Annotated in this window: 25 protein-coding genes; 12 read left to right on the forward strand and 13 right to left on the reverse strand. The window is 35.0% G+C overall.

All coding sequences use genetic code 11. From position 1 onward, the window contains the following. The first annotated feature begins 12 nt into the window (after positions 1–12). Positions 13–1,953, forward strand: coding sequence for an acetate--CoA ligase (acs, locus tag WD055_03715; GenBank protein ID MEX0849311.1), 1,941 nt, complete (start codon positions 13–15; stop codon positions 1,951–1,953). A gap of 108 nt (positions 1,954–2,061) precedes the next feature. Further along, positions 2,062–2,451, forward strand: coding sequence for a hypothetical protein (locus tag WD055_03720; protein ID MEX0849312.1), 390 nt, complete (start codon positions 2,062–2,064; stop codon positions 2,449–2,451). A gap of 41 nt (positions 2,452–2,492) precedes the next feature. Here WD055_03720 and WD055_03725 read toward each other — a convergent pair whose 3' ends face one another. The 5 genes from WD055_03725 to WD055_03745 all read right to left on the reverse strand — a co-directional run bounded on the left by WD055_03725 (position 2,493) and on the right by WD055_03745 (position 8,045). Further along, complete coding sequence (locus WD055_03725) at positions 2,493–3,467, reverse strand: cysteine synthase family protein (GenBank protein ID MEX0849313.1); 975 nt, start codon at positions 3,465–3,467, stop codon at positions 2,493–2,495. 24 nt (positions 3,468–3,491) lie between these two features. Beyond that, positions 3,492–4,643 carry a glycosyltransferase gene (locus tag WD055_03730; protein MEX0849314.1) on the reverse strand — a complete coding sequence of 384 codons (1,152 nt, stop codon included), beginning with the start codon at positions 4,641–4,643 and terminating at the stop codon, positions 3,492–3,494. A 13-nt stretch (positions 4,644–4,656) separates the two neighbouring features. Further along, positions 4,657–5,616, reverse strand: coding sequence for a hypothetical protein (locus tag WD055_03735; GenBank protein MEX0849315.1), 960 nt, complete (start codon positions 5,614–5,616; stop codon positions 4,657–4,659). Then, positions 5,613–6,368 (reverse strand): FoF1 ATP synthase subunit a, encoded by a 756-nt coding sequence (locus tag WD055_03740; GenBank protein MEX0849316.1) that lies wholly within the window; start codon positions 6,366–6,368, stop codon positions 5,613–5,615. The genes WD055_03735 and WD055_03740 overlap by 4 nt, the downstream gene beginning before the upstream one ends. A 267-nt stretch (positions 6,369–6,635) precedes the next feature. Continuing rightward, entirely contained in the window at positions 6,636–8,045 is a 1,410-nt protein-coding gene (locus tag WD055_03745; protein MEX0849317.1) for a hypothetical protein, read from the reverse strand. A gap of 282 nt (positions 8,046–8,327) precedes the next feature. On the opposite strand from WD055_03745, the gene WD055_03750 reads away from it, so the two are divergent. After that, positions 8,328–8,939 carry an L-threonylcarbamoyladenylate synthase gene (locus WD055_03750; protein ID MEX0849318.1) on the forward strand — a complete coding sequence of 204 codons (612 nt, stop codon included), beginning with the start codon at positions 8,328–8,330 and terminating at the stop codon, positions 8,937–8,939. 113 nt (positions 8,940–9,052) lie between these two features. Next, positions 9,053–9,493 carry a prepilin-type N-terminal cleavage/methylation domain-containing protein gene (locus tag WD055_03755; protein ID MEX0849319.1) on the forward strand — a complete coding sequence of 147 codons (441 nt, stop codon included), beginning with the start codon at positions 9,053–9,055 and terminating at the stop codon, positions 9,491–9,493. On the opposite strand, the gene WD055_03760 is transcribed toward WD055_03755, so the two are convergent. The 5 genes from WD055_03760 to WD055_03780 all read right to left on the reverse strand — a co-directional run bounded on the left by WD055_03760 (position 9,490) and on the right by WD055_03780 (position 13,790). Beyond that, positions 9,490–10,269: a prepilin peptidase gene (locus WD055_03760; protein ID MEX0849320.1), complete on the reverse strand. Its 780-nt coding sequence runs from the start codon at positions 10,267–10,269 to the stop codon at positions 9,490–9,492. The two genes, WD055_03755 and WD055_03760, sit on opposite strands and share 4 nt — an antisense overlap. After that, positions 10,247–10,624 (reverse strand): ribosome-binding factor A, encoded by a 378-nt coding sequence (locus WD055_03765; GenBank protein ID MEX0849321.1) that lies wholly within the window; start codon positions 10,622–10,624, stop codon positions 10,247–10,249. Before WD055_03765 ends, WD055_03760 begins: the two co-directional genes overlap by 23 nt. Before the next feature lie 115 nt (positions 10,625–10,739). Then, complete coding sequence (gene rpsU / locus WD055_03770) at positions 10,740–10,952, reverse strand: 30S ribosomal protein S21 (protein ID MEX0849322.1); 213 nt, start codon at positions 10,950–10,952, stop codon at positions 10,740–10,742. A gap of 182 nt (positions 10,953–11,134) precedes the next feature. Further along, positions 11,135–12,520 carry a hypothetical protein gene (locus WD055_03775; GenBank protein MEX0849323.1) on the reverse strand — a complete coding sequence of 462 codons (1,386 nt, stop codon included), beginning with the start codon at positions 12,518–12,520 and terminating at the stop codon, positions 11,135–11,137. A 67-nt stretch (positions 12,521–12,587) separates the two neighbouring features. After that, the gene (locus WD055_03780; protein ID MEX0849324.1) at positions 12,588–13,790 is read right to left on the reverse strand and encodes an amino acid permease; all 1,203 of its coding nucleotides are present in this window, start codon (positions 13,788–13,790) and stop codon (positions 12,588–12,590) included. Positions 13,791–13,916: 126 nt separating this feature from the next. On the opposite strand from WD055_03780, the gene WD055_03785 reads away from it, so the two are divergent. Further along, complete coding sequence (locus WD055_03785; GenBank protein MEX0849325.1) at positions 13,917–14,171, forward strand: hypothetical protein; 255 nt, start codon at positions 13,917–13,919, stop codon at positions 14,169–14,171. Here WD055_03785 and WD055_03790 read toward each other — a convergent pair. The 3 genes from WD055_03790 to gltX form a co-directional block, all read right to left on the reverse strand. Next, entirely contained in the window at positions 14,164–14,868 is a 705-nt protein-coding gene (locus tag WD055_03790; GenBank protein MEX0849326.1) for a hypothetical protein, read from the reverse strand. The genes WD055_03785 and WD055_03790 overlap by 8 nt on opposite strands. Positions 14,869–14,961: 93 nt before the next feature. After that, positions 14,962–15,222 (reverse strand): hypothetical protein, encoded by a 261-nt coding sequence (locus WD055_03795; GenBank protein ID MEX0849327.1) that lies wholly within the window; start codon positions 15,220–15,222, stop codon positions 14,962–14,964. 177 nt (positions 15,223–15,399) lie between these two features. Beyond that, complete coding sequence (gltX, locus tag WD055_03800) at positions 15,400–16,833, reverse strand: glutamate--tRNA ligase (protein ID MEX0849328.1); 1,434 nt, start codon at positions 16,831–16,833, stop codon at positions 15,400–15,402. A gap of 161 nt (positions 16,834–16,994) precedes the next feature. Between gltX and WD055_03805 the strand changes: the two genes are divergently transcribed. The 7 genes from WD055_03805 (at position 16,995) to WD055_03835 (ending at position 25,176) form a co-directional block, all read left to right on the forward strand. Then, positions 16,995–17,273, forward strand: coding sequence for an acylphosphatase (locus tag WD055_03805; protein ID MEX0849329.1), 279 nt, complete (start codon positions 16,995–16,997; stop codon positions 17,271–17,273). Positions 17,274–17,495: 222 nt separating this feature from the next. Beyond that, positions 17,496–20,423 (forward strand): BamA/TamA family outer membrane protein, encoded by a 2,928-nt coding sequence (locus WD055_03810; GenBank protein MEX0849330.1) that lies wholly within the window; start codon positions 17,496–17,498, stop codon positions 20,421–20,423. Positions 20,424–20,705: 282 nt separating this feature from the next. Beyond that, complete coding sequence (locus tag WD055_03815) at positions 20,706–21,368, forward strand: hypothetical protein (protein ID MEX0849331.1); 663 nt, start codon at positions 20,706–20,708, stop codon at positions 21,366–21,368. Positions 21,369–21,390: 22 nt separating this feature from the next. Continuing rightward, positions 21,391–22,485 (forward strand): ABC transporter ATP-binding protein, encoded by a 1,095-nt coding sequence (locus tag WD055_03820; GenBank protein MEX0849332.1) that lies wholly within the window; start codon positions 21,391–21,393, stop codon positions 22,483–22,485. Continuing rightward, entirely contained in the window at positions 22,482–23,351 is an 870-nt protein-coding gene (locus WD055_03825; protein MEX0849333.1) for an ABC transporter permease, read from the forward strand. The genes WD055_03820 and WD055_03825 overlap by 4 nt, the downstream gene beginning before the upstream one ends. Then, complete coding sequence (locus WD055_03830) at positions 23,348–24,127, forward strand: ABC transporter permease (protein MEX0849334.1); 780 nt, start codon at positions 23,348–23,350, stop codon at positions 24,125–24,127. The genes WD055_03825 and WD055_03830 overlap by 4 nt, the downstream gene beginning before the upstream one ends. Continuing rightward, positions 24,124–25,176, forward strand: a complete 1,053-nt coding sequence (locus WD055_03835; GenBank protein ID MEX0849335.1) for a spermidine/putrescine ABC transporter substrate-binding protein — start codon at positions 24,124–24,126, stop codon at positions 25,174–25,176. The genes WD055_03830 and WD055_03835 overlap by 4 nt, the downstream gene beginning before the upstream one ends. The last annotated feature ends 136 nt before the right edge of the window (positions 25,177–25,312 follow it).

Raw genomic sequence — 25,312 nt, forward strand, 5'->3', positions numbered from 1 at the left:
AGGGAGAGAGGCATGAAAAACAGTATGCGTAATCTGCTCAAAGAGGATCGACTTTTTTCTGCTAACAATGATTTTAAGGCTAATGCTCATGTGAAAGATCGATCGTTATTTCTTCTTGCCGAACAAGATTACCTAGAATATTGGCAACAGGAGGCTGAAAATCTTCATTGGTTTAATAAATGGGATCAAGCAGTTAAATGGAGTCCTCCTTATACACAATGGTTTGTTAATGGTAAAACAAATGTTTCATATAATTGCCTTGATAGACATATGCCACAGCTCAAAGATAAAGTTGCTTTTTTTTGGCGAGGTGAATCAGAAAGCGATGAGTTATCATATACCTATGGAGATATGTATGAACGAGTACAAGAATGTGCAAATGGACTCAAAAAATTGGGTATAAAAAAGGGTGATCGTGTTGCCATTTACATGCCGATGATTGTTGAAGCGGTTATTGCGATGCAAGCATGTGCGCGTATTGGTGCGATTAGTACTGTGGTTTTTGCCGGATTTTCATCTCAAGCTTTAGCCGATCGTATTAATGATGCACAATGTTCATTAGTTATTACGGCAAATGGTGCATCGCGCAAAGGAAAAGAAATATTACTAAAAAATCAGGTTGATGATGCATTGCAAGAATGTGCAACCGTTGAACATGTAATGGTTTTTACTCACACACAAGCTGAATGTTCAATACAATCTGATCGAGATGTCTGGTATCATGAATTGGTTTCTGATGTTGAAAAAGTTTGTCCTGCTGAATTGATGGATGCGGAAGATCCACTGTTTATTTTATATACATCCGGCACGACAGGAAAACCAAAAGGTATCGTGCATACAACCGGTGGTTATATGGTCGGTGCCTATACGACAACAAAATATGTTTTTGATGTACAAGATGAGGATGTCTTTTGGTGTACCGCAGATGTCGGCTGGATTACCGGACATACCTATGTTGCTTATGGTCCAATGCTTAATGGTTTGTCTCAAGTTATGTATGAAGGTGCGCCACATTATCCGCACAAAGGAATTTTTTGGCAGATCATTCAAGAATATAAGGTTTCAATTTTTTATACAGCTCCGACAGCAATTCGTATGTTTAGCAAATGGGGAGCTGATATATTAAAGCGGTATGATTTGAGTTCATTGCGTTTATTGGGTTCTGTTGGTGAGCCACTCAATCCTGAAGCTTGGATGTGGTATTATGAACATGTTGGTAACAGTAATTGTTCAATTGTTGATACATGGTGGCAAACGGAAACCGGTTCGATTATGATCACCAATTTGCCTGGTATTGATGATCAAAAACCTGGCTATGCGGGAAAACCTTTGCCTGGGATTTCTGTAATTTTATTAGATGAATTTGGCAATGAAATATCAGATGGTTCAGGATTGCTTGCTATAACAAAACCGTGGCCATCTATGATGCGAGGTTTGTGGGCAGATAATGATCGCTATATAAGTAGTTACTTTAAAGCGCCAACATTCGATACCTATTATTGTGGTGATGCAGCAGCAAAAGATGAGCATGGTAATTATATGATCATTGGTCGAGTTGATGATGTTATAAATGTAAGTGGTCATCGTATTGGCACTATGGAAATTGAATCTGCAATGGTTGATCATGAAGCTGTAGCTGAAGTTGCAGTTGTGCCAAAGCCGCATGAAATTAAAGGTGAAGCAATTATTGCATTTGTGATATTAAAAGAACACATTATTCCTGATGAACAGTTAAAAAATGCATTACAACAACATGTAGTTAAAAAAATTGGTGCCATTGCTCGCCCTGATCAAATTGTGTTTACTCATGATGTGCCCAAAACACGTTCGGGTAAGATTATGCGGCGGTTATTACGTGAAATGGTGCATGACATACCATTGGGTGATATGACTACATTGGCAAATCAAGAAGTAGTTTGCGCTCTTAAAGATCATTATATATTACAGGGATAGATAGCTGGAAAAGATGATTATATGCCAGTTTCAGGCTGGACAATTAATGTTTCCTATATATACTTATGATGTTATATGTTTTTTAATATTAATTTCAGGAAGAAAAGTATGTATATAATTATAATGTTACTTTGTTGTTGTGGATCGCCTTTTTTGAATGCTTCAGATCATTATGAATTGTCAGGTGGTCAAATGACCATTGCAGGGCTTAAAAAAGCTCATACTGCTGTAACAGTGACTAGATCTGTTACTGAAAGTGATATTGAATGTATTTTTCAAGATTCCGCTGATTTTATTTCAAAAGATAATAGAGTAATACCTAATGAAAATGTAGTTTCATTTTTAGTTCAATGGTTTAATTTTCCGGCGCAAGAAGATGATCGAAAAGAAATTTTTCGTTTGAATGAAAACAAAGATTCTGTAGCTCAGAGTGAAATGCAACAATATTTCGATGTATTATTGGTTAAGTATGAGTCTTTATTACCTGATTGGAAATAAGTTAGTCCATAAAAAAAATGTTTAACAAAGATAATAAGCCGCTACTGATATTCAGTAGTGGCTTGTTGTTTTTTTATTGTATAGAGATCGTTATTTTTTTCATCTTTAGCGTATACATGTTTTGACAGGTAAGCTCTACCTGAATCGCCGAATATCATAATGCCAAGATCGTTATCAGTAAAATATTTACGCGCATAATCTAATCCTGCCCATGCAACTGCTGCGCTACTTGGGCCAACAAGTATGCCATATTCATGAGCAAGTTGTTTCAATAAAGGCAAAGCCTCTTCATCTTTTATTAATATAATTTCATCTACAATAGTTTCATCAAAGACAGGTGAGATAAAATCCATGCCCATGCCATCAACATTATATGGTTTAGGTTTGCCGTTTGTTGCGCGATAGGAATTGATTGAATCCATTGCCAATACTTTAATATTTTGGTTTTGTTCTTTCAAGAAACGTCCTGCACCTGATACCGTTCCGCCGGTGCCCGATGCTGCAAAATAATGAGTTACACTGCCTTCAGTTTGTCGCCAAATTTCAGGACCAAGTAAAGTATAATGTGCTTGCGCATTTGCGATATTAAAATATTGATTAGGCATGAATGAGTTAGGAGTTTGTTTGTGCAGTTGTGCAGCTTTACTGTGATAGCTGTTTGGATCTTCAAGGCAATCGGTATTGGGACAGATTTCAACCTGTGCGCCAAAAGCTTTGAGTGTTTCCAGTTTTTCTGTGCTAATTTTTTCTGAAACACAAATGATAACATGGTATCCTTTTGCGGCGCCAATCATCGCTGTTGCAATTCCTTGATTACCGGACGATGCATCGATTATCGTGCCACCAGGTTTAATTTTGCCCTGTTTTTCGGCCTGTTCGATCATGAAGAGTGCTGAGCGATCTTTTACGCTTCCACCGGGATTGAGATATTCTAATTTTGCAAATAGTCTACCGCGTGGTACTTCAATTTGAACAAGCGGTGTGTTTCCTATGGCATGAAAAATTTTTTTGAACATGATATGCATTCCCCTCGTTTTTTTTCAATTATGGAACATGCGGTGATATAAATCAACATGTTGTGCAATCATTTGTTCATTTTTAAAATCAGAAAGATCATCTTTGCATGCACTTAATTTTTGATAGGTGTCTTTTGTTTTGGTTAATTTGAGCATCCCATCAGCAAGTTTTTCCCAATTTTGTTGTTTGTATAACAAACCATTTTGACCATCTATAATAATATCTGCAATGCCGCCGGTGTTATAACTCAGTACCGGTAACTTTAGTAAACGTGCTTCGACAATTGCGCATGGTAAACCCTCCCACAATGAGCTGAGTACAAATGCATGCCAATTGAGCATAAAGGGTGCTACTTTCTCTTGCCAGCCATGCAGTGTAATAACATTAGTTAATGTGTGCTGTGCAATCCATTGTTCAATTTCATTGCGTAATATGCCATCGCCTATAATTTCCAGTCGGGTATGTTTATTTTTTTTGTGTACTTGTTCGAATGCTTTGAGTAGGTCAAATATATTTTTTTGTTTTTTAAAACATGCAATGGTGCCAAAAATGAATCGGTGTTTTTCGTCTGGAAAGTCGGTGCAGAGGCGAGCCGGCACATAAAATTGTTGCCAATCGATTGCGGCACGAATAATAGAATGTTTTTTTGCAAAATTGTGTAAACTTTGCATGCCGGTTTTTACATCTTGTGATGAAACGCACACAAAATGTGTTGTGATGAAACTGGTTAACCATTCGACGATTTTTATTGTAAAGCGAACAAAAGCTGGCTGATGATTATGAAATGCAAATCCATGAATAGTGTGTACTCTTTTTTTTATACCCGCAAAAAATGCAGCCCATCTGCCAAGTAAGCCGGCTTTTGTACTATGGGTATGTACAATTAAGTTAGGATATTTTTTTTTGAGAGTATGCAATTTTTTTATTAATACAAAGAAGCAATAGAGTTCTTTGAGTATGCCGGTTGCTTTTATTTCACGTGTGAGTTCATCAAGTAAAAAAATATCAGAATCTTGTTTAACAATATGTGTGAGAGTGCCCTCTTTTCCTGAAATTAACATACTATGTATGTCATGTGTGCGAACACCATTAAGTAATGCTAAGCATACCTTTTGTGCACCACCGAGTTCCAATTTGGTTATGATATAAACAACATGTAATGTTTTGTGCTTCATTGTTCTTTCTTTTTTAGGTCAGGAGTATTAATGATATTGCAATCAAAAAGGTATAAATTGCACAAGTATCAATTAATCCTTGCGCAAACATACTTACTTTTGAAATAGAACTATATAGTTCTGGTTTTAATGCAATTTGATGACAGGCTGCCGATGCTGTTTTGCCTGATGCAATACCGGGACCTAAAGTCCCAACGCCCATGCAAAATGCTGCACCAATGAATGCAATTCCGGAAAGCATTGTTGGTGTTGATGGAAGAATGATTAGCATAAGTGAAACCAAGAGTGCAAAGATCATTGGGGTTTCAATAATAGCTTGGCTAATAAAAGTAAAAGACATTAAATTATTATATGCATTGCGGTTAATGCCTAATCCGCGACATGCATGTTTTGCAAACACTGCTAAACCGATAGCAGGTCCGATACTGCCCAAACCGATACATAAGCCGGAGGCAACTAAGGTTAATGCTTCAGGTATGGTTGAGATATTGGCAGCTTGTGTACGAATAAAAATGGCAATGATAAAACCAAAAATGATTGGTGTTTGAATAATCGATTGTGTGATGAGCATAAAGCGCAAAATTTTATCTGCAAAGAATGGTTGGCGTGCAATTGCCATACATGCTTCGCGTGCTGGAAATGACGAAGCAAGTCCGATGACAAGTCCGGATAGGCAAATAGCCAATGCAATACCAACTTCTGCGATGCTTGTGGGTAATGTTTGCGATGCCCCTTTGCTGCCAAGCAATAAATAAAATGCAATAGTAACGCCCATGATTGCAGAAGTTTCGATGAGCGCGGTGCCTAAAATAGCAACACGTGCAATATCATTTTGTGCGCTTGGTTGTATGTCGATAGCTTTTAATGCAGCACGACTTGTTAAGCCTTCTCCTAGGCCAACACCTATAGAATTTACACCAACAGTTAATGCAATGGTGCCGTAATGTAAAAAATCACCAATATGTTCTGTCATGGTATACCTTCTTGTTCTTCAGGGAATTCATGCGTAATTGCGGTTGATAAATAGGTGAGCGTAAGCATTGCAAATACAAATGCTTGAATAACTCCTTCAAAAATACCAAAAAAGAGGATAATAAGTAGATTTATGCCGGTAAATGAACCTAAAGCTTCTAACCATGGAGCGCCATAAATTATGCGAAAGTAGATTGCCGCAATGGTGGAGCCACCAAAAATATTACCAAATAAACGGAATGACATGGATATAATAGTTGCGAGTTTACCAATAACATTAAGAGGAAGCATTAAGAAAAAGGGTGCAAAAAATTCTTTAATATAAGTTAAAAGTCCATGAGCTTTTATTGCGTATATTTGTACATATAAGAATGAGATAATGCCAAGTGCTAAGGTGGTATTGAGGTCTCGAGTTGGCTCTTCAGTTCCCGGTATAATTGAGATGCAGTTGCACAACACAATGTATATAAATAAGGATGCAACAAATGCGAAATGTTTTAATGAAAAAAAGCCGAGTGTTTGATCGACCATATCTTTGAATGTCACAATAAATGACATAACAACATAGCGTAATATATCATCAGGATCGCGTTTAATAATTGAACGGATGCATATGCCGGTAACAAAAATTATGGCAAGCACAATCCATGTATTAATTACTGTCGTGCGACTGATGTTAAAAAAAGCATTAGTATAACCAAATTGTGCAAGTGGTTGCCAATAATGCGTATCGAATAAATCAAAGCCTTCCATGGGATATGGCCTTTTTGTGTAAAATGAACGTCCAGAATCCAGTAATAAAACATACCATGGTAAGTATAAAATGAATTTGATCGGTTATCAATAGATAATAACATATCCCGGAAAACAAGCCGATGCGAATTAATGTTGGTATTAAAAAAGTTTGTATAACAGAATTATAGTGTTGTTCAGAAAAAAAAACTCTTCTTCGTTGTGTAACGAAGAAGAGTCCATATAAATAACCGATTAGTAAACCAAAGATGTAATGTAACATGTTGTTTATAACTTTTTAGTTCCTTTGTTTTGCCAGTACTCTGCAAGCAATGATGAAGAACCTGCAACAACCACAAGGCCATTACGTTCATCAACAGAACTTTGAGCAAGTTCAAATGCTTCTTTAAAGTTTTTAGCTGAGCGTGCTTTGATTTTCATGCTTTTAATGTCATTGGTTACTTTTTCAACATTCCATGATGCTGTGTTCATATCACCAGGTGCAGGTTTTACTGGGCATATAATGATATTTCCAGATGTTTTTTTGAAGAAGTAACGAAGCAATTTAAGGAATTCATCAAGCTCTAAGTCGGCGTTATTGCAGCCGATGATTAGGCTTAAGCCTTTAAGCGGACGTTTGTAATGCAACAAGCGAATGCCAAGAAGCAGATTTTTAAATGCATCAAGGTTGTTTGCATTATCAAGTAATACGCTTGGTTTTTCTTTATCAAGCAGTTGGAATCGGCATGGCAATGAGTTTTCAGTTTCACTCCAGAATTGCTCGATGGTTTTTTTAGGATTCAATTCAGCTTGGCGTTTCGCTTCTAATGTAGGGCGTCCACGTTGACCTTTTTGCTTTGCAAGAAGTGAATCAGTTTTTATTTTTTCTTGAGATGCAAAGTTATTGATGAAGATTTCACCAATTCTTTCTGCTAATGCAGCGCAACGGCCATGAAGTTGTTCAAACGGATAACTTAAGGTAGCCAGTTTACGAATAGGCATAGCCCAAGTTCCACCTTTGCTTTCTGCAATTTCAAGCATAGTTTGTAAATTTAATTTACTTTGATCAGCTGAAATTACATGAGTATCTTTTTGCACAGTATGCAATATGCTTTTAAGAACCAATTTATTTTCTTCAGAATCAGGTTCTGTATTCATTGCGATACGTGTGATAGCAGAAATTTTAGGTGAGCAGATACCGGTAGTATAAAGAGGATCACCTTCATTTACTTCGCATAGAGCAACGTCAACTTTGTTTTTATAGAAATAGAGTAAAGCTGTCATGGTTAAAATATCCAAGGAATCAGCTTTAAGATTTTCAGCTTCTGCGCTATTTATAACTTCATTTGCTAAGTCAGTAAATGCTTTATTTGCAATAAAATCATTGTTGATGCAAAAACGTTCATTGTAAGTTAGAACATGTGGTGCATAGAACATGCCCACTTTTAAACCTTCATCATCAAGAAGTTGAGCGGTAAAGTTCATAGTTAAACTTTTTCCATTGCTTCCTGAGACAAAAATAGTATTAAGTTTTTTTGCAATAGAGCCAAGAGCTAAATCAAGCTTTTTAAGGCAAGAGACATGGTTGTCTTCTTTTTTAGACCAATTTTTGTCTAAAAATTCAATAAGCTCATTATAGCTTCTTTGTTTACCTACAGGTACAGCTCCTTTTGGCGACTGCTTGTTAATGTTTTTCATGGTATCTCCAACAAATGCTTTGTCTAATAAGCACCTTGAGTAATAAAATTATCTATTTGTATAAATTGATGTTTTACCCCCAGTTTCTTACTGAGTATAAACATATGCTACATATTTAAATATATACCACTGGCCAAAATTGTCAAACAATCAATAATTACTGCTTTGTGGGATCTTTTTTTACAAAAGAATAATGCTATAATAGTAAGGAATGGCTTTATGATAGTATAAAACAAGGGGTGTTTTAGATGACAACGCCCATTTAAAGGAGTTCTTTGGTTTATGGAATCAGAATTAAAGTGGTATATTCCTGCAGACTGTCTTTTACTTAAAAAGGCTGTTGAACAGGGGGATCTTTTTATTGGATCAACTGATACGGTATTGGGTTTAATGGGGGCAGTTTCGCCTGATACAATTAAAGAAATTGACAGTTTGAAACAAAGGAAAGAGAAGCCGTATCTTGTTCTAGTTGACTCAATTGAGAAAGTTTCAAAAATAGCATATGTAAAACCGCAGATAAAAAAGGGGCTTGAAGAGCTTTGGCCGGCTCCGGTTACCGTTATTTTACCTAAAAGCAAACTGGCGCCTTCATTTGTGGGCTCAGAACAGACGGTGGCAGTTCGAATTCCAAATCATTTAGGTTTATGTAGTATTATTAAAGATTTGCCTTATGGGCTACTTTCAACAAGTGCCAATATAAGTGGTGAGCCGGTGCCATATTCTTTCAGTGACGTATCGGATAGTATAAAAGAAGCGTTGAGATTTTATATTGAAGATGGACAAAAAGATATGAAGGCCTCTACCATAATTGATTTAACCGGTGATACATTAAAGGTCATTCGTGAGGGAACTTATCCTATAGAAAAAATCGAAGCAATTTTTACAGATGTTTAGAAATAATTCATCATGTTTAAATATCTCTATTACATATAAATGGTTCATTGAATATTTGATTCTTCATATTTGTTTGCTTTTAATGTTACCCTTAATACAAAAAGGGGGTTTTGATGAAAAAAGGTTTCACACTTATTGAGTTAATGATTGTTGTGGCAATTATAGCATTTCTTGCTATGGTTTCGATTCCAAGTTTTAAAAAGTTTTTAGCAAAAGCAAAGCGCACTGAAGCACATATGAATTTAAGCTCTTTAGCAACAGCAGAAAAAATTTATTGGGCAGAGCATGGTGCTTATTCAAATGATTTGCAGGCAATCGGTTGGGAGCCTGAGGGCGAAATTCTTTATACCTATGGATTTCCCGGATCAGAAGGCAAAAATTATGTGACCGGTAAATTAGGGGCTTCATCTTCGCATCTATCTGCAGCAAAAGCAAGTACAGAAGGGTTTGTTGTTGTGGCTGCAGGTGATATTGATGGAGATGGTGAAGTTGATGTAATTTCTATTGATCAGAACAAAAAAATAGCTATCATCAAAGATGATTTGGCAAACTAGTATTGCAAGTGGCTTATAATTTGTTCAATAGCATCATGCCATAAAACATAACTCATAGCACCTAACGCCAAAAATGGGCCAAATGGAATTTTGACTTGTAGGTTTTTTCCGGCGATAAAAATATAGGCAATGCTGGTAATTGTACCGATCCAAGAGCCTATAAGTAAGGTAATAAAAATACCTTGTAAGCCAACAAATGCACCAATTAATGCAAGAAGGTCAAAGTCGCCTTCACCCATGCCTTGTTTTTTGGTAATTACATAAAAAACGTGAGCGACAAGAAATAGGGTCAAGTAACCAACAACAGAGCCTATAACGCTTTCTTGTAAAGTTAAAGGTAGCATATCCAAATAACTGAGTGCATATGCACAGGGAATTAACCATAGTGTGGAGACTCGGCTAATAAGCATGTATTCAAGATCAGTGCGAATAATAACAATCAATGCAGAAAAAAAGAATGCATAGGCTGGAAAATAAGTTGGTTCAAAGTAGTATAACAATGTAAATGAAGCTGCAGTTAACAGCTCAATGAATGGGTATAGGAATGAGATAGGCTTTTTGCAGTTGCGGCATTTTGCTCGTAATAAAAGCCAAGAAAGTACAGGTATGTTGTCATACCATACAATAGTTTTTTTACAATGTGGGCAAAATGATCTGGGAGCAACAATGCTTTTGTTGTGCATGAGGCGATATGCTACTACATTCAAGAATGAACCCCAAATGAATGATAATATTACTAAAAATAGTAAAGAATCAATCACCGTCTTCTTGCTCATCAGTTTTTAATTGATCAAGTAGTGCATCTATTTGCAAATGTTTTTCAAAAGGAGCATCGTACTTGAACACCAATTGTGGTGTATATCGAGCATTAATTGATTGTGCAAGAGCTTTGCGCATTGAAGGTTTGTATAAAATTAAAAAGGGCAAAGTTTTTTCAAAATGTTCAACACCTTGTGTGGAGAAAAAAAAGAGTGTGCACATCGATTTATCTTTTGATAACTTTACTCGGTTAAGAGTGATATCTTTTAATCGATCATCATCCATGGTAATGCGTAAATAGAAATTTGATAGTTCACGCAAAAGCAAAGATTCTTTTTGCGCACGTTTAATGTCGGCTAAACTTTTTGCCATGAAATGCCCTTTAAGACAAAACTTTTTTATATGTATTCAACTATATTGTTAGAGTTACTGCTTTGTATAACTAATCGTTATATATACAGTGTTGAACAGATAAAAAAGTTATTTTTTATAGTAATTTTAGGTATGCTCGGCGCATAAGATTATTTTTGATAGCACGAACCAAGCGTTTGCGACGTTTTTGTGTTTGAGGCTCAAAATAGACAAGACGCTTCATATCTCGCACTACACCTTCACGTTCAATCATTTTTTTTAATTTACGAAGGGCTTTATCAACATTAGTTGTTACTTGAACTTCGATGTTTGGCTTTTTCTTAGACATATTGGTTTAAACCTTACCTTTCAGTATAATGAACATGGATATCACTTTTAAGATATTTTATTTGATTTACATGATTTTGTCTAGTATTTCGGAATATTTCATCTAATTAACTTAATCATGATGGTACTGTGACTTTATAGAGTAATTATTATCTTTTAAGTGTTTAAACAGCTTATAATAGATTAATAGAACACATTTAGTGAGAACATGAGCGTTGTGCTTCTAAAACTAAATTGTTGCATAAACGGTGCTTGCCATAAAAAGCCAAGTGAAATATGTGGAGAAATATCATAGTTGAATGCAATGTTTCCCAGTTGATTTTTCCAGGTTGAGATTTCCTCTAATGTTTCAGGTTTAAAGCATGGATCACAGCAGTTTAGGCATATTTTATCATCTTGGTGTTGTACGATCACGTATTGGAAATAAAATGAAAGATGCTCAAGGAATTGGTATGCCCCTAATTTTGCAGCAAAATGCCAGTTCCATCCCGGTGAAATATGCACATCAGTGGTGAATGGGAAAATAGTTTGTTGACATTCATTATTAGGCACCCTAAAGCAACAAAAATCTCTTGGGAAGAAATGTGTAGCACCAATTTCACATCCAACCTCTACTGTTTCAACAAAATCAAAATTTATGCCGGCGGTTCCGCTGATTGAATGATGATCATTGTTCCCATGAGATAAAGCAAATAGTTGGTTTGGATCACGTTCTTTGCCAATAGCAACAGTACCACTTAACATAGCAAACGGCATAACATATAAATCAGGCCAATGGTCAATAATAGTATTTCCTTCATATGCATGTCGCCAGAAAAGATTGAAACGTAAATCTTCTACGGTGGTTAAATGATAACTACTGATATCAAGACATATTTCATCGGAAATGATTTTGAGTTTGTCCATGAGATATTTATCAACATTTTCTTTGGTCAATGCAGGGTTGCATCGATCAAAAGGATTTTCATCGCTAAAGTCTGAGCAATTGGTTAAATTGTTCACGCATGATACTGTATTGCAAATGTCAGAAACACCACCTTGAATATTGAGGCCAACATCTCCCATAATATGAAGATTTAGATCCCAACGAAAACCTCGCTTGCGGTATTTGCTGTCGACAGAAAAAAAACCAAACTGTTCGCATGGATCAACCGGTTGATCACAGATTGGTGGTGTTATGGTTGGGTATAAAGCTTGTTGTGCTTCAAGTAAAACAGGAGGTAAGGTATCGCCTGCCGGAGTGCAACCAAATAGTAAAGGTAGCATGCTCCAACGTCCTTTGATGTCTCCTAAAGGAATGAATTCTTTGAAGTTGTCGCGTGCGGTATCAGCGTTTTGACCAAATGGTGAGAGTGACAAATAAAATGATTGAGGGACATAGCGTTGTCTTTCAATGCCATCTTTATCAATAAAACGTTCTCTTTTATACAAAAAAGTGTATGGATCTAATGTGGTATATATAGGAAATGGATCGTTGCGCGAGTTCATTGTTGGAACTGCGGATAGTGGAGCAAAAAATGAGAACGCAAAAATAGATAAAAGTATATGCTTATAGCTTCTTGATATCATTACTATCCTTTCTATGGATTTTTATTTCATTTTCTACTCATACCATCATTTTGGGTAGTGCGTCAATTTAAATAAGTTCGCACACAATTCCTTCAAGAGCGAAAGCAAAGATTGCCGTTGCTGTTATGATGCCTAAAACTGTTTTGATGTTTCGTTGACTTTGCCACTCTTCTTTTAATGTCAATAATGTCACCATAGACATAACAAATGCAAAGACGATAAATAAAGCTGTTAAATAAAAAAACAGATTTAAGTTATGTAGTGTGGTATAGCTGAACAAAATACAGATGCCGACAAATAGTACAGTCGTCTTTGTACTTACCCATCCTCGTGAAATAATGTTTTTTGTAATATTGTTTTGAGTCTTTTTTACAATGATTTGAAGTAAGCTTCCTGAGGCCCAAATCATGGAATGAATAGTGCCAATTATTGCAGCTAAAATGGAGAAATCAATGAATTTTACTATCCAAGTATAATTTGGAAACAGTTGAATTAATATTTCAGAAATTTTCATATCCGGATGAGTGAAGTAACTGAGTGGTGTAGAGATGATTATTGAACCAATAAATGTGGTATAAATAATGCCTACCAAAATAATTGAATAGGTTAATGCGCGAGGCACATTTTTGGCAGGATCTCGAACAATATTAAACAGAGATGTTGCGCATTCAAAGCCAAAGAAACCAAAGATAACAACACGAGTTGCCTTCATTGCGTTGCCAAATCCATAAGGAGCGAATGGAACCAGATTGCTCCATGAGGCTTTTGTTAAACAAAGAATTGTCGTAATGATCAGAGGGAACACAGTACAAAAGATTAATATATGTTGGCCTAGTTCAGACATTTTTACACCAAACATGTTGAGTGCAACTAAGGCGCAGAGGGTGGCTAGTCCTAAGGTGTTGGCGCTATAATTAGGAAAAAAAGTTTGTAAGTAAGTTCCTGATAATCGGCATAATAATCCCATCGCGATCAACAGACCAATGAAATATGCACTTACCGCAAGCATGCCACCAATATGTCCGCTCCATTGTTTAGCGTAGGTGTAAAAGGAGCCTTCTTGTGGAAAAAGATAGGCGAGTCGGGCTATAGAAACAGCCATAAACCAAATTGATGCTACAACAAATAAGAATGCTAGTATGCCGGCAGGTCCAACATGTGAGGCGATCACTGCGGGTGCAGTGAAGATGCCCGCTCCGATCATAGCGTTTAAGCCAATTATAGTTGCGGTAGCGACACCGATTTTTGAAGGTGTATGTGCCTTATTCATTGGGGTTTTCCTTTTGTACAAATGTAATACAACAATGTATACTTAAAATTACAATATTTTAGTATATCGGATTTTTTTTTTATTGAAAAAGTTTGTGCACATTTACTGCACAATAAGGAAAAGCATATGAAATTTGGTTCGTATTATCAAGCCAAAGTTGAGCCGCCTCAAGCGTGGTTTTTTGTAGGAGTCATGCGTAGTTTTGAACATCTTGCATTCGATCGTACATTAGATAAAGAGCAAAGTGTGTTTGAATTTTTTGTGCCCCAAGATACGGAGGTACATTTTTTAGATTTGATGAGTTATTTTGAAAAAGAAAAAATTGTTTCAGGTTTGAGCAAGAAAGATAATCGTCTTAAAGATCCTAATGAAATTATTTAATGTGAACATATTTTTCAAAATTACCATAAAAAATATTTAGTTTGTTTTTAAATTGTTCATCAAAAATGAGATTTTCAAATTCTTTTTTTATATTGAATTGTTGTATATTCGTACGTAACTTTTTTTGACCCTCATTGGATAAAAACAAATTGATCGAGTTAACGTTAGGTTTTTCTTTTAGGTAATTTTGTAATATAGTGTGCCATTCTTTTATAATCTGTTTATCAATGCCAAAATCTTTTTCCTCTTGGTAAACAGTGTTAAAATAGCTGCTTATTTCTTTCCAGCTATCTATTTTTTGATACAGCGCATTATCTTCAGCTGTTTTCATAACAAGTGGAAAAAAAATTTTATAGATCTCGCTATGCGAAGTTTTTCTCTGATAAAAACATGGTTCAAAATGTTGCATGCGAATATTATCCACTAAATTATGAAACAACATACCGGCACGAAATGATGACTTCTCTTTAATAATGTCATTCCATGTTACCGGTTCAATGTGTGTTAATTTACGATCAAGTTTGGCAAGATAACGAATATCAGGAAAGCTGGTACCGACAATGAAAGCTTGTTTGTCTATAGTTGGTGGTAAAAGATGTAATACTGAAAGAGCTAATACGATATGTGTTACCGGCGCAGCTGTATGTAATGTACAAAAAGATGAAATAGCAATGAGATAAAAGGTTAAGGACTTCATTTTTTTCCCGCAATATTAATATTTTTTGATGATGTAAGTATATCAAAATAAAAAAAGATGCTCGAAAATTGAACATCTTTTTTTATTCAAATTTTAGTTATCAAGAGAAGGGAGCGATCCTTTATAAGGATTATAGTCATAGGTGTCAGCATTCCAACTTTTCGCTTGTTCTTTTTTATTTGAAAGCCTAAAGTATTCATTCCACTCTTTTTCTGTTTTATTGGGGTTGCTTTGCAATTGTTCAAGTCTTACTTGTTCTTGTTCTGTTAATGATTCAGGTGGTGTGATTGTCAATGCATTAATGCTACCGCTTGCTAAAGCGGTTATTAATAGAATAAATAGTGCTTTTTTCATAATTAATCTCCATAAGTACATATAATTACATATCTAATTTTATGTTATCAGTTGTAGTAGGATAAAATCAAGGGTTTTGTTTTATCGGGTTATTTCAATTAGATGGGCTTTTGAAGTAAGGGCCAATAATGAGCTTCTTTAATAAAAAAAATTTTAAAAAGAGTTGGATTAATCCATTTAGGATGATATCAAATTTTTCAAACGTTTTTGACTTTCTTGTGCACCTAAAACTGCAAGCATATCATGAATTGAAGGTCCTTGGATTGAACCCATAAGGCCAACACGAATAAATGAGAACATGTTTTTAATTGAAATGCCATGTTCTTTTGCTTTTTGTTTTGCCAAGTTAGTAAACGTTTTATCATCAGTAGTTTTATCAAGTAGCTCAGAAACGATTGCACTTAATTGTGCTTTGTTTTCAAATTTTGCTAAAAGTTCAGGATTGTATGTTGGTTGTTCAAAGTAAAAGCGAACAGCATCCACTGAATCTTTGAGTGTATTAAAATCGGTTTTTAAAATCTGTAAGATGTTGCTTAATTTTTCAATGTCCATATCAGCAACTTGTGGATATGCAGTTTTTAAAAAAGGTAAACAGCCTTCTGTTAATGTCATGGGGTCAATACGATCGATCCATTTATTGTTGATCCATTTTAATTTTTCAACATCATATTTAACTTGACCGGTTGCATTTATCTTATCAAAGTCAATTGCTTGTGTCAGTTCATCAATTGACATGATTTCATCTTTAAACGATCCGCCACCAATGATGGCCAAATAATTGAGCAATGCTTCAGGCAGGAATCCTGCATCTTTTAAATCGCGTAATGAAAAACCGAAATCACGTTTTGAAAGTTTTTTACCTTCAATGTTACACAAGATTGGTAAATGCCAAAAGGTTGGTAATGGTGCATTTAGTGCATTATAAAGAGCTGCTTGTCCTGCAGTGTTGGTCAGATGATCTTCTCCACGTACTACGGTTGTCATTTTCATGAGCATGTCATCAACAAAATTTGCAAACATAAAAGTAAAACTTCCATCACTACGTGAAAGAGGGAAATCGGAAAAGTTTTTCAGATCAAAAGTTATTTGTCCATGGGCTAAATCATTGATGTTTATTTTTTTTTCATGATCTAATTTAAAGCGCCAAATGAATGGCGTGTTTGCATTTAATTTTTCTTGAATTTCGTCGGTAGATAGATGTAAGCATGCTCGGTCATAGCGTGGAGGTTTTTTTAGAGCAATTTGACGAGCACGTCGTTTATCAAGTTCTTCATTAGTGCAAAAGCAGCGATATACCAACTCTGAATCGATTAATTGTTGTAATGTTTTTTTGTATAGATCTGTACGTTCTGATTGGAAATAAGGAGCGTAAGGTCCACTTTTTTCCGGACCTTCATCATATGACATGCCAAGCCAGGTTAAATCTTCGATAATTTTTTTTGCACCTTTGTCAAAATTACGAGAAGGATCGGTGTCTTCAATGCGCAACACAAATGTGCCATTTTTTTGTTTAGCAAAAAGGAAATTCATAAGTGCGGTGCGAATGTTACCCAAATGCATCATGCCGGTAGGAGATGGTGCAAAACGTACGCGTTCTATTTTGTTTTTCATTTAAAAAGTCCTGTTTAAAGATTCTATATTTTTAAGATTAACGATTCTAGTTTTTTGTGCAAATAAAGGATAATCAGTATAGTATTCTGTTCAGTCTTGTTTTATCCGATTTTTTACGGTATATAATGTATCAAAAGGATATGTAATGAAGGAGAGAGGTAATGTATAAATGTCTCAAAATAACCTTTACAGCGCAACTGCCTAAAGGTTATTTACAGAAAACAGTGCAAAAAAGTGCACGAGATCTTGCAGTTGAGGGAGTAGCTCAATTGTTGGTGGATGACTTTGTTAAAATTATTGTATGTGGTCCGATGGAAAAGGTAGATGATTTTTTAGATAATCTTTACGATGAAATCAATTCAATTGAACTTGAAGAGTTGCAAGTTGAACCTTTTTTAAAAGATCGTGATTTTCGCGGTGTATTTCGGGTACTTGAGTAACAAATCAACCTTGTTTTGTACAAATCTACTTTGCTAAAAATTCAAAATGTATGAGATCCAAAGGACCTTGTGACGATTTGTCCATGAAGTGGAGTTAATTGCTTTTTGACTATAAAATAGTCGTTGATAAATGACAGGTTAAATCAAATAGATCTTTATGGTATAATTGTTTTTACGTTCGCATAAGGACGTACATATATAATTCTGCTCAAGGTCAACGGTGTGTTTGCAAAATCGGTTTATCGTTTTGTCATTTTTTTTCTGGGTTTATTGTGTGGATTTTTGCATGCTCAAAACGCATCATTGAGCATTTCCATTTATCCGGAAGATGACAGTATTGCATCTGTTGAACAACAAATTAAAGATCTGTTTCCGAGTTCCTTGTCGGTTAATCATATAGCGTATAATGCAGATGTTTGTTTGCAAAAGGCGGAGTTTGATTATTTAGTTGATATCAAAGATGGTGATTGTATCAGTTCAGACACGTTATTTAAATCAGTTGTTTATTTAATAAAAAAACAGAAATTTGAAACAATAGTTATTACTGCAACACCAGTTGGTGATACTTATGATGTTTTTTTTGATTTAACCGCTTTTTGGACATTTAGAAAATTAAAGTTTAAAGGAATTTTTGTCGGTAAAGAGCATTACCGGCAATTTTATTTAATGGAATGTGGCGAGCGATTTGATAAAAAAAAACATGCTGATTCCATACAAAAAATAAAAGAATCATTAAAAAAAGATGGTTATTTTAAAGCTTTAGTTAGATCTCATTTTAAGTATGATAACAAGACAAAAGAGGTTGTCGTAAGCTTAGACCTAAAAAAGGGGCCACGTTTTTTTATTGGATCTATTGATGTAAAAATACAAACAACATTGCTTGATGATCATGGAAAAATGCAGTTGGATCGCGTTATATGCAAAACATTTGGACAGCGACTAATCAAAAATTATTATATACGTGATGTAATAAATGCTGAAACTCAAGAGCTCAAACATATGTTGGCAAAGTCCGGATATTTACATGTTGATATCGAACTGGATGAGAAGTTGAGCTATAGTAATCGACGTGTTGACTTGCGCTTTACTATTCATTTGCATTATAAAAAGAGGTTCTTTTTTTCAGGTAATCGATTTTTCTCACAAGAGCAATTATTAGAGACTATTTTAGTTTTTGGTCGCTCAACTTCATTATTGCCCGCTTCAATATTATCAGAAGAGTTGATAAAAGCGTATCATCAAAAAGGTTTTTGGTCTGCCAAAGTGGATCCACAAGAGGTTGATGATGCATATCATTTTTTAATTGTTGAAGGAAGGCGTGCGTGTATTAATGAAATTGAATTGCGGAATCTTAATTCCTTTGAGGAAAAATTTTTAATCAAAAAGTTTTTTTTACCTGTTGTGCGTAAACGTTTTTATGATAATACAGAAATTGAACGTTCAATTGATGGGTTAATGGCTTATTTATTAAAACAAGGATTTTGGCAAGCAACTTTGTTGCGTGAACGTTTTGAGCCGATTGATGAAAAACAGGCAACCTACAAAATGGTTTTGATTTTTGATGAAGGTAAGCGAAGTTTTTTGAAAAAAGTGACCATAGAAAATTTTAAACCATTTCAAACTCAAGGTCCATTTAAAAAAATTGTACAGCAACAGGAACCGATTCCGTTTGATGTAAATCTTATAGATCAACAACGACAGTGGTTGATACAGGAATTGCAAAAAAAAGGATACTATCAACCGAAAATAAAACCGGAATGTATCAACGAAGATGGTGAAATTAGTTTAAATTGGTGTGTTGATGTGCAAAATGCAAAAGTGCAATTTGACAAAACAGTATTGCTTGGCAGTAGTACATTTCCGTTTGAATTTGTGCAGCGTGAGCTTGATTATAGAATTGGTGACGCATGGCATTCTGATACGTTACGACATTCTATAAGTCGACTAAAAAAGATGGAGATTTTTGAATCGATACATCTTTTTCCTGACAAAGATATTAGCGGGCCTGAAAAAATAATGCTGCTTAAGTTACAAAAAGATGATCCATATGAAATTAAAATGCGTACCGGGCTTGGCCTGCAGCATGTCACCAAAACATTAACGACCGGCGGTATGACCTATCGTGTTGGTGGTAGTTTTATTTATAAAAATCCGTTTAATGCTGGAGACCAGTTTCGTATTGATGCAGATTTCACTCGTGCAATTCGTTTGGTTAATGCACAATATCGTAGGCCATGGATTTTCGGTGTACCGGTGAATGCGCTATTTCAAGGTTATACCAATCGTTTTGAATATCCTGGCTTTATTGGCAGTCAAAAGAATTTATATACCGTTATTCAGCAAGGTTTTTTGGCAAATTTTAATACCGTACGCAACAATATTGATGCAGCAGTGAGTACCGGTTTTGAAGTCGTTGATACTTTTATTGATGAATCTACCGTTGATGATTTTGTGTTTGCACAAAAAGTTGCACGTGCAATAAATTTTTGTCCGGAACTGCTTGATAAAAATATTCCTTTTTTTCAAATTCAACCAACAGTAATGTTGTATTTTTTAGATAATACTATAAATCCTACACGGGGTTCATTTTCGGTATTTTCGGCAAAAGGGATGTTCCCCATTTCAAAGTTGCTACCAGGTGATTTTTTTATTCGTGTTTTGGTAGAGCAGTCATTTTTTATTCCATTTTTACCTCTTGTTTTTGCAATTCGTGCTCGTGTGGGGCATATTTTTCATCAAACGTTTAACACCATTATCCCCATTGAGCGTTTTTATTTAGGTGGTGCAAACTCTATTCGTAGTTATGAGACAGATCAATGTCCACCGCTGGGCGTTGTTGTGTGTGATAATGAAGATAAAGAACTTTTTGTACCGCAAGGTGGTCGTTCTCTTGCAAATCTAAATTTGGAAATGCGTTTTCCTTTATATAACCAATTAGGTGGCGTTATTTTTGGTGACATTGGTGCATTGAGTACTAATAAACTTACCGATATAAGAGCTGATGACATGCTTTCCGGTATCGGTTTTGGCTTGCGTTATAATACACCGATTGGACCATTACGTTTTGATTTTGCGTGGCGTGGCAACAAACATGATGGCGTTGGTCGTCCATATGCATGGTTCTTGTCTTTTGGTAATGCGTTTATATAATTGTATCTAATATTTTATAAAAAAGTTGTGAAAAGGGTATTCAATGAAGAAGTTGCTCATGAAAAATTATTATTATTGCTCTGTTTTATTTTTTAACTATATGGCGTTGCAGCATCTGCATTGTTGATTGAGCAAATGGATGAAGGGCGATTTCATGAATATTGCGAAAAATATAAAGGATGTTTGTTCAGTTGAAAAATAATATATATTATTGCTAAAAGAATAAAAAAGATATACATTACAATAATATTAAAGAACATCATAATTGGGTGAGGGGTTTCAATGTCACATCAACATCAACAAAAAAGTAATAAAAACCATACACACGAACATACTGTTTGGCAGGAACTTGTTTGCCATTTTCCTTATGCAGTTTTTTCTGTTGCATTTGCATTAACACTGGTAAGTTTTATCCCCATGACTGGCTCTGGCGTACATGAACAATCACATGCATTGTTTCATAGTTTCCACTTTATGCATATCGTATTTGCAGCCACAGGCACTATGATTACATTTTTGCGTTATTCACGTAATGTAATGTTAGGCCTTGTGGTCAGTTTTTTCTCTCCCGCATTTTTTTGTATATTGTCTGATGCTATTTTACCTTATTATGGCGGCTTGATGCTTGGAGTAAAAATGCATTGGCATATTTGCTTTATTACTGAGTTGCATAATGTATTGCCATTTTTATTTGTGGGTATGCTCACAGGCATTGCATTAAATTATCATGGTTCAAGTCAACAAGGTTTCTATAGTGTCTTTTCTCACTTTGTTCACATTTTTGTGAGTTCTATTGCTTCAACATTTTATTTGATCTCTCATGGATTCACTAATTGGAACGAGAGCATAGGCTTTGTGTTTCTGTTTTTAGTTGTTGCTGTTGTTGTTCCGTGTACATTTTCTGATGTTATTGTTCCTATGTTGTTTGCACGCGCAAATAATTAGATAAAAAAAGGCGTATGCAATCATGCGTAAAATTGAACTTAAAAATATTGTAAAATCATATAATGATGAACTTATCTTAGATAATTTAAATTTACAGATTCCTAGTGGGACTTTTTTTGCATTGCTTGGTCCTAGTGGTAGTGGTAAAACAACGTTATTACGTTTGATTGCAGGGTTTGAAAAACCGGATTCAGGCCAAGTTATTGTTGGTGGCAAAGATATCACTGATTTGCCTGCACATGAGAGAAAAATAAATACGGTATTTCAGCAATATGCACTTTTCCCTCATTTGAATGTATTTGATAACGTTGCTTATGGTTTGAGAATTAAAAAAAATCCTGAAGATAAAATAAAGCAAAAAGTACACAGGGTTCTCAAGGCTGTGCATTTAGAAAAACAGATGTATCGCTCAATTAATCAACTTTCAGGCGGTCAGAAACAACGTGTTGCATTAGCGCGTGCAGTAGTGAACGAACCGGATGTGTTATTGTTTGATGAACCTTTGGCTGCACTAGATCCAAAATTGCGTGAAGCTATGATGGTTGAGTTAATGGAATTGCAAGAGAACTTAAAGACAACTTTTGTGTATGTAACGCATGATCAAACTGAAGCACTTACTGTCGCTGATACTATGGCGATTATGAATCAAGATGGTGAGATTGAACAGGTTGGTACACCACAAGAAATTTATGAATTTCCCGCTTCATCTTTTGTTGCTCGTTTTGTTGGTACTACAAATATTTTTCCGGGCACATTGTATATAGAAAATGATACAGACGCACATATTGATGTTCCTTATTTAGGAAAATTTGCTGTTTTGGTTCCCAAAGAAGCGCCATGGGCTTGTAATGAGTGCAATGTGCTTTTGAGTTTACGTCCGGAAAAGATACGTATAAGTAGAAAGCCTTTAGAAGATTTTTCAAATCAGGTAGAGGGAATTGTTGCGTCGATAATTTATTATGGTCGTTCGACACAATATAATATATTACTTAATAATGATATGATTATGCATGTGTTCGATCAGAATGAAAAACATTTTCCTACTGATGATATTGATTATGATGATAGGGTGTATCTTTATTGGCAAAAAGAAAATGCGGTGTTATTGAAAAAATGAAAAAGAATATAAAAGCTGCCATTGAGCAGGAGTTACCATTTTTTTTTTCCCAGCCGGCATTAATCTGGCAGATTCTCTTTTTTTATTTGCCGATTTTGTTTGTTGTTTTTATTAGTTTCAAAACTAATGATAGCGGTTTATTGGAAGGCTTTACTCTTCAGAACTACATTTCTTTTTTTTCACCCGCTTTTTTATATATTTTAGTCCGTTCATTTTTTTTGGCCTTTTTCAGTTCAATATTGTGTTTATTGATTGGTTATCCGGTTGCATTTTATATTGCACGTAAAGCGGATCGTTGGAAAAACTTAATGCTCTTTTTTTTGATGTTGCCATTTTGGACAAATATGTTGGTGCAGCTGTATGCATGGTTTGCAGTATTGGAAAACAAAGGCCTATTGAATATGTTATTGCTTCACTTGGGTATAATTAGTGAACCGCTTACATTATTAAATAATACATTTGCCGTTTATTTGGTAATGGTTTATTATTATCTTCCGTTTATGATCATTCCTATTTATGCAATTCTTGAAAAATTAGATGAAGCATATATCGAAGCTTCGCGAGACTTAGGCGCAAACAACGTACAAACGTTTTATCATGTAATTTTACCATTATCAATGTCGGGAGTGATGACCGGATTCTTTTTGGTATTTGTCCCTGCATTTGGAGAGTTTGTTATTCCCGGTTTAGTGGGTGGTAATAAATATATGTATGTAGGAACTCTCATTAGCTATTATTATTTGGTTGCCCGTAATGAGCCGTTAGGTGCTGCATTTACCGTTGCTAGTTGTATGGCTTTGGTTCTTGTTGCCTTTTTGGCTTACCGCTTTTTTGCTCGTTTTATAATAGGTGAAAGGAAATTATGATTAAGCGAAAACTTTATCTACTTTTGCCGTTGTTTGTATGCGGTGTATATCTGTTTTTATATATTCCTATGTTTATTTTAGTGTTAATGTCATTTAATGCTTCGGCACATTTTCACGTATGGGGTGGTTTTTCATTACAATGGTATCGGCAACTTCTGGAGTCGGTTGAAGTATGGAATGCATTACAAAATTCATTAATCGTAGCAATGAGTGCAGTCGCTTTGAGCTTATCAATGGGTACTTTATTAGTTTTTTATACTAAAGACCGTATGAAAAAAATGAATTTGCTTTTTTATGGTACCTTAGCGGCGCCCGAAATTGTGCTTGCTGTCGGATTACTTAGTTTATTAGTTTACTTTATGATTCCATTAGGGCTTACGAGTTTAATTGTGGGGCATACCTTGATTGGTCTAGGTTATGTTGTGCCAATGTTATACGCACGTATGCAAGAGATGGATAATTCATTAATTGAAGCGGCAATGGATTTGGGAGCAACGCAAACGTATGCTCTGTACTCTGTAGTATTACCTTTTTTAATGCCAAGTTTAATTGGTGCCGGTTTATTAGTCTTTATCATTTCTTTTGATGATTTTGTGGTTGCGTTTTTTTGTGCCGGAGCTTCGGCGCAAACATTACCATTGTATATTTTTTCAGTCATTCGTTCCGGTGCAACGCCAATGATTAATGCGCTTTCGACACTGTTACTTTGTGTAAGTAGTTTACTTGTGTTGCTTTTTTCTTTATTTACTTTGAGAAAAACAGGGATACAATCATGAAAAGTATTAAATCTATACATTCATGTATTCGCTTATTAATGATTTTGTTTTGGGTTGCATTGATTTTATTATTTTTACAGTTTCCTAAATATACTCATCTGTTCAGTTCAAAAAAAACCTTATATGTTGCGACATGGCCTTTACTTATTGATGCTCAATATATTCATGCGTTTGAAAAAGAGACCGGTATTAAATTAGAAATCAGTTATTTTGAGCGCAGTGAAGAATTGTATAGCAAGCTTAAGGCAACCAGGGGCCATGGATATGATATTATTTTTCCTTCTGATTATACAGTTGATCTGCTTATAAAAGAAGATTTGCTAAAAAAAATAGATAAATCAAAATTGAATTTTTGGGATCGATTGGATCCTCACCTACTTGGTAATTATTTTGATCCTAACAATGATTATTCAATTCCATTTTTTTGGGGAGTATATGGTATTGGATTTAATAAAAAAATATATGGAGATAATCCAACTAAAACATGGGGGTTGTTATTTGACCCGACTTCACAAAATGTTGTTATGTCAGACAATCCACGAGAAATGGCATTAATGGCAACGCAGTATTTATATGGTGATCTGGATGCTCTCAGAAAAGCATCTGTGCAAAAAGAGGTGATCAATTTGTTGATTAATCAAAAAAAGTCTGTAGATATTTATACTGATGAACGCGTCGATGAGTTACTGAGTTCAGAAAATAGCTACTTAGCGTTTGGTTTGAGTACCGATATTTCACGAGCTGCCCGAAGAAATTCGAATATTGACTTTTTTATTCCTGACGAAGGAAGTTTCTTAATTATTGATAGTATTGCGATTGCAAAGCATAGTAAAAATGAAGCGCTTGCTTATGCATTTATTAACTATCTGTATCAAGAAGAAGTTATTAATTATCATATTGATTTATATAATATGTGTTCTCCTCTTTTGAATAGTAACGAGTCTGACTATTGCCCTAGTGATGAGTCTTTTTCGAAATTATCATTTCTTACCGATGTTATTAATGAAGACGAATTGAATGATATTTGGATTAACTTCCTTGCAAAATAGTTCAGTTTGGTGTATTAAAAAAAATAACGAATAAACTGCTTGCGTGAAATGCAAAATTGGTGTTAGGATTATTTTTTGATAATGTAGTAGTAATCGGTATGTTTTTTATATAAATATAAAAAAAATAAAAAGAAGG

The organism is Candidatus Dependentiae bacterium (genome assembly GCA_040878395.1).
Lineage (GTDB): Bacteria > Babelota > Babeliae > Babelales > Vermiphilaceae > JAKBEL01.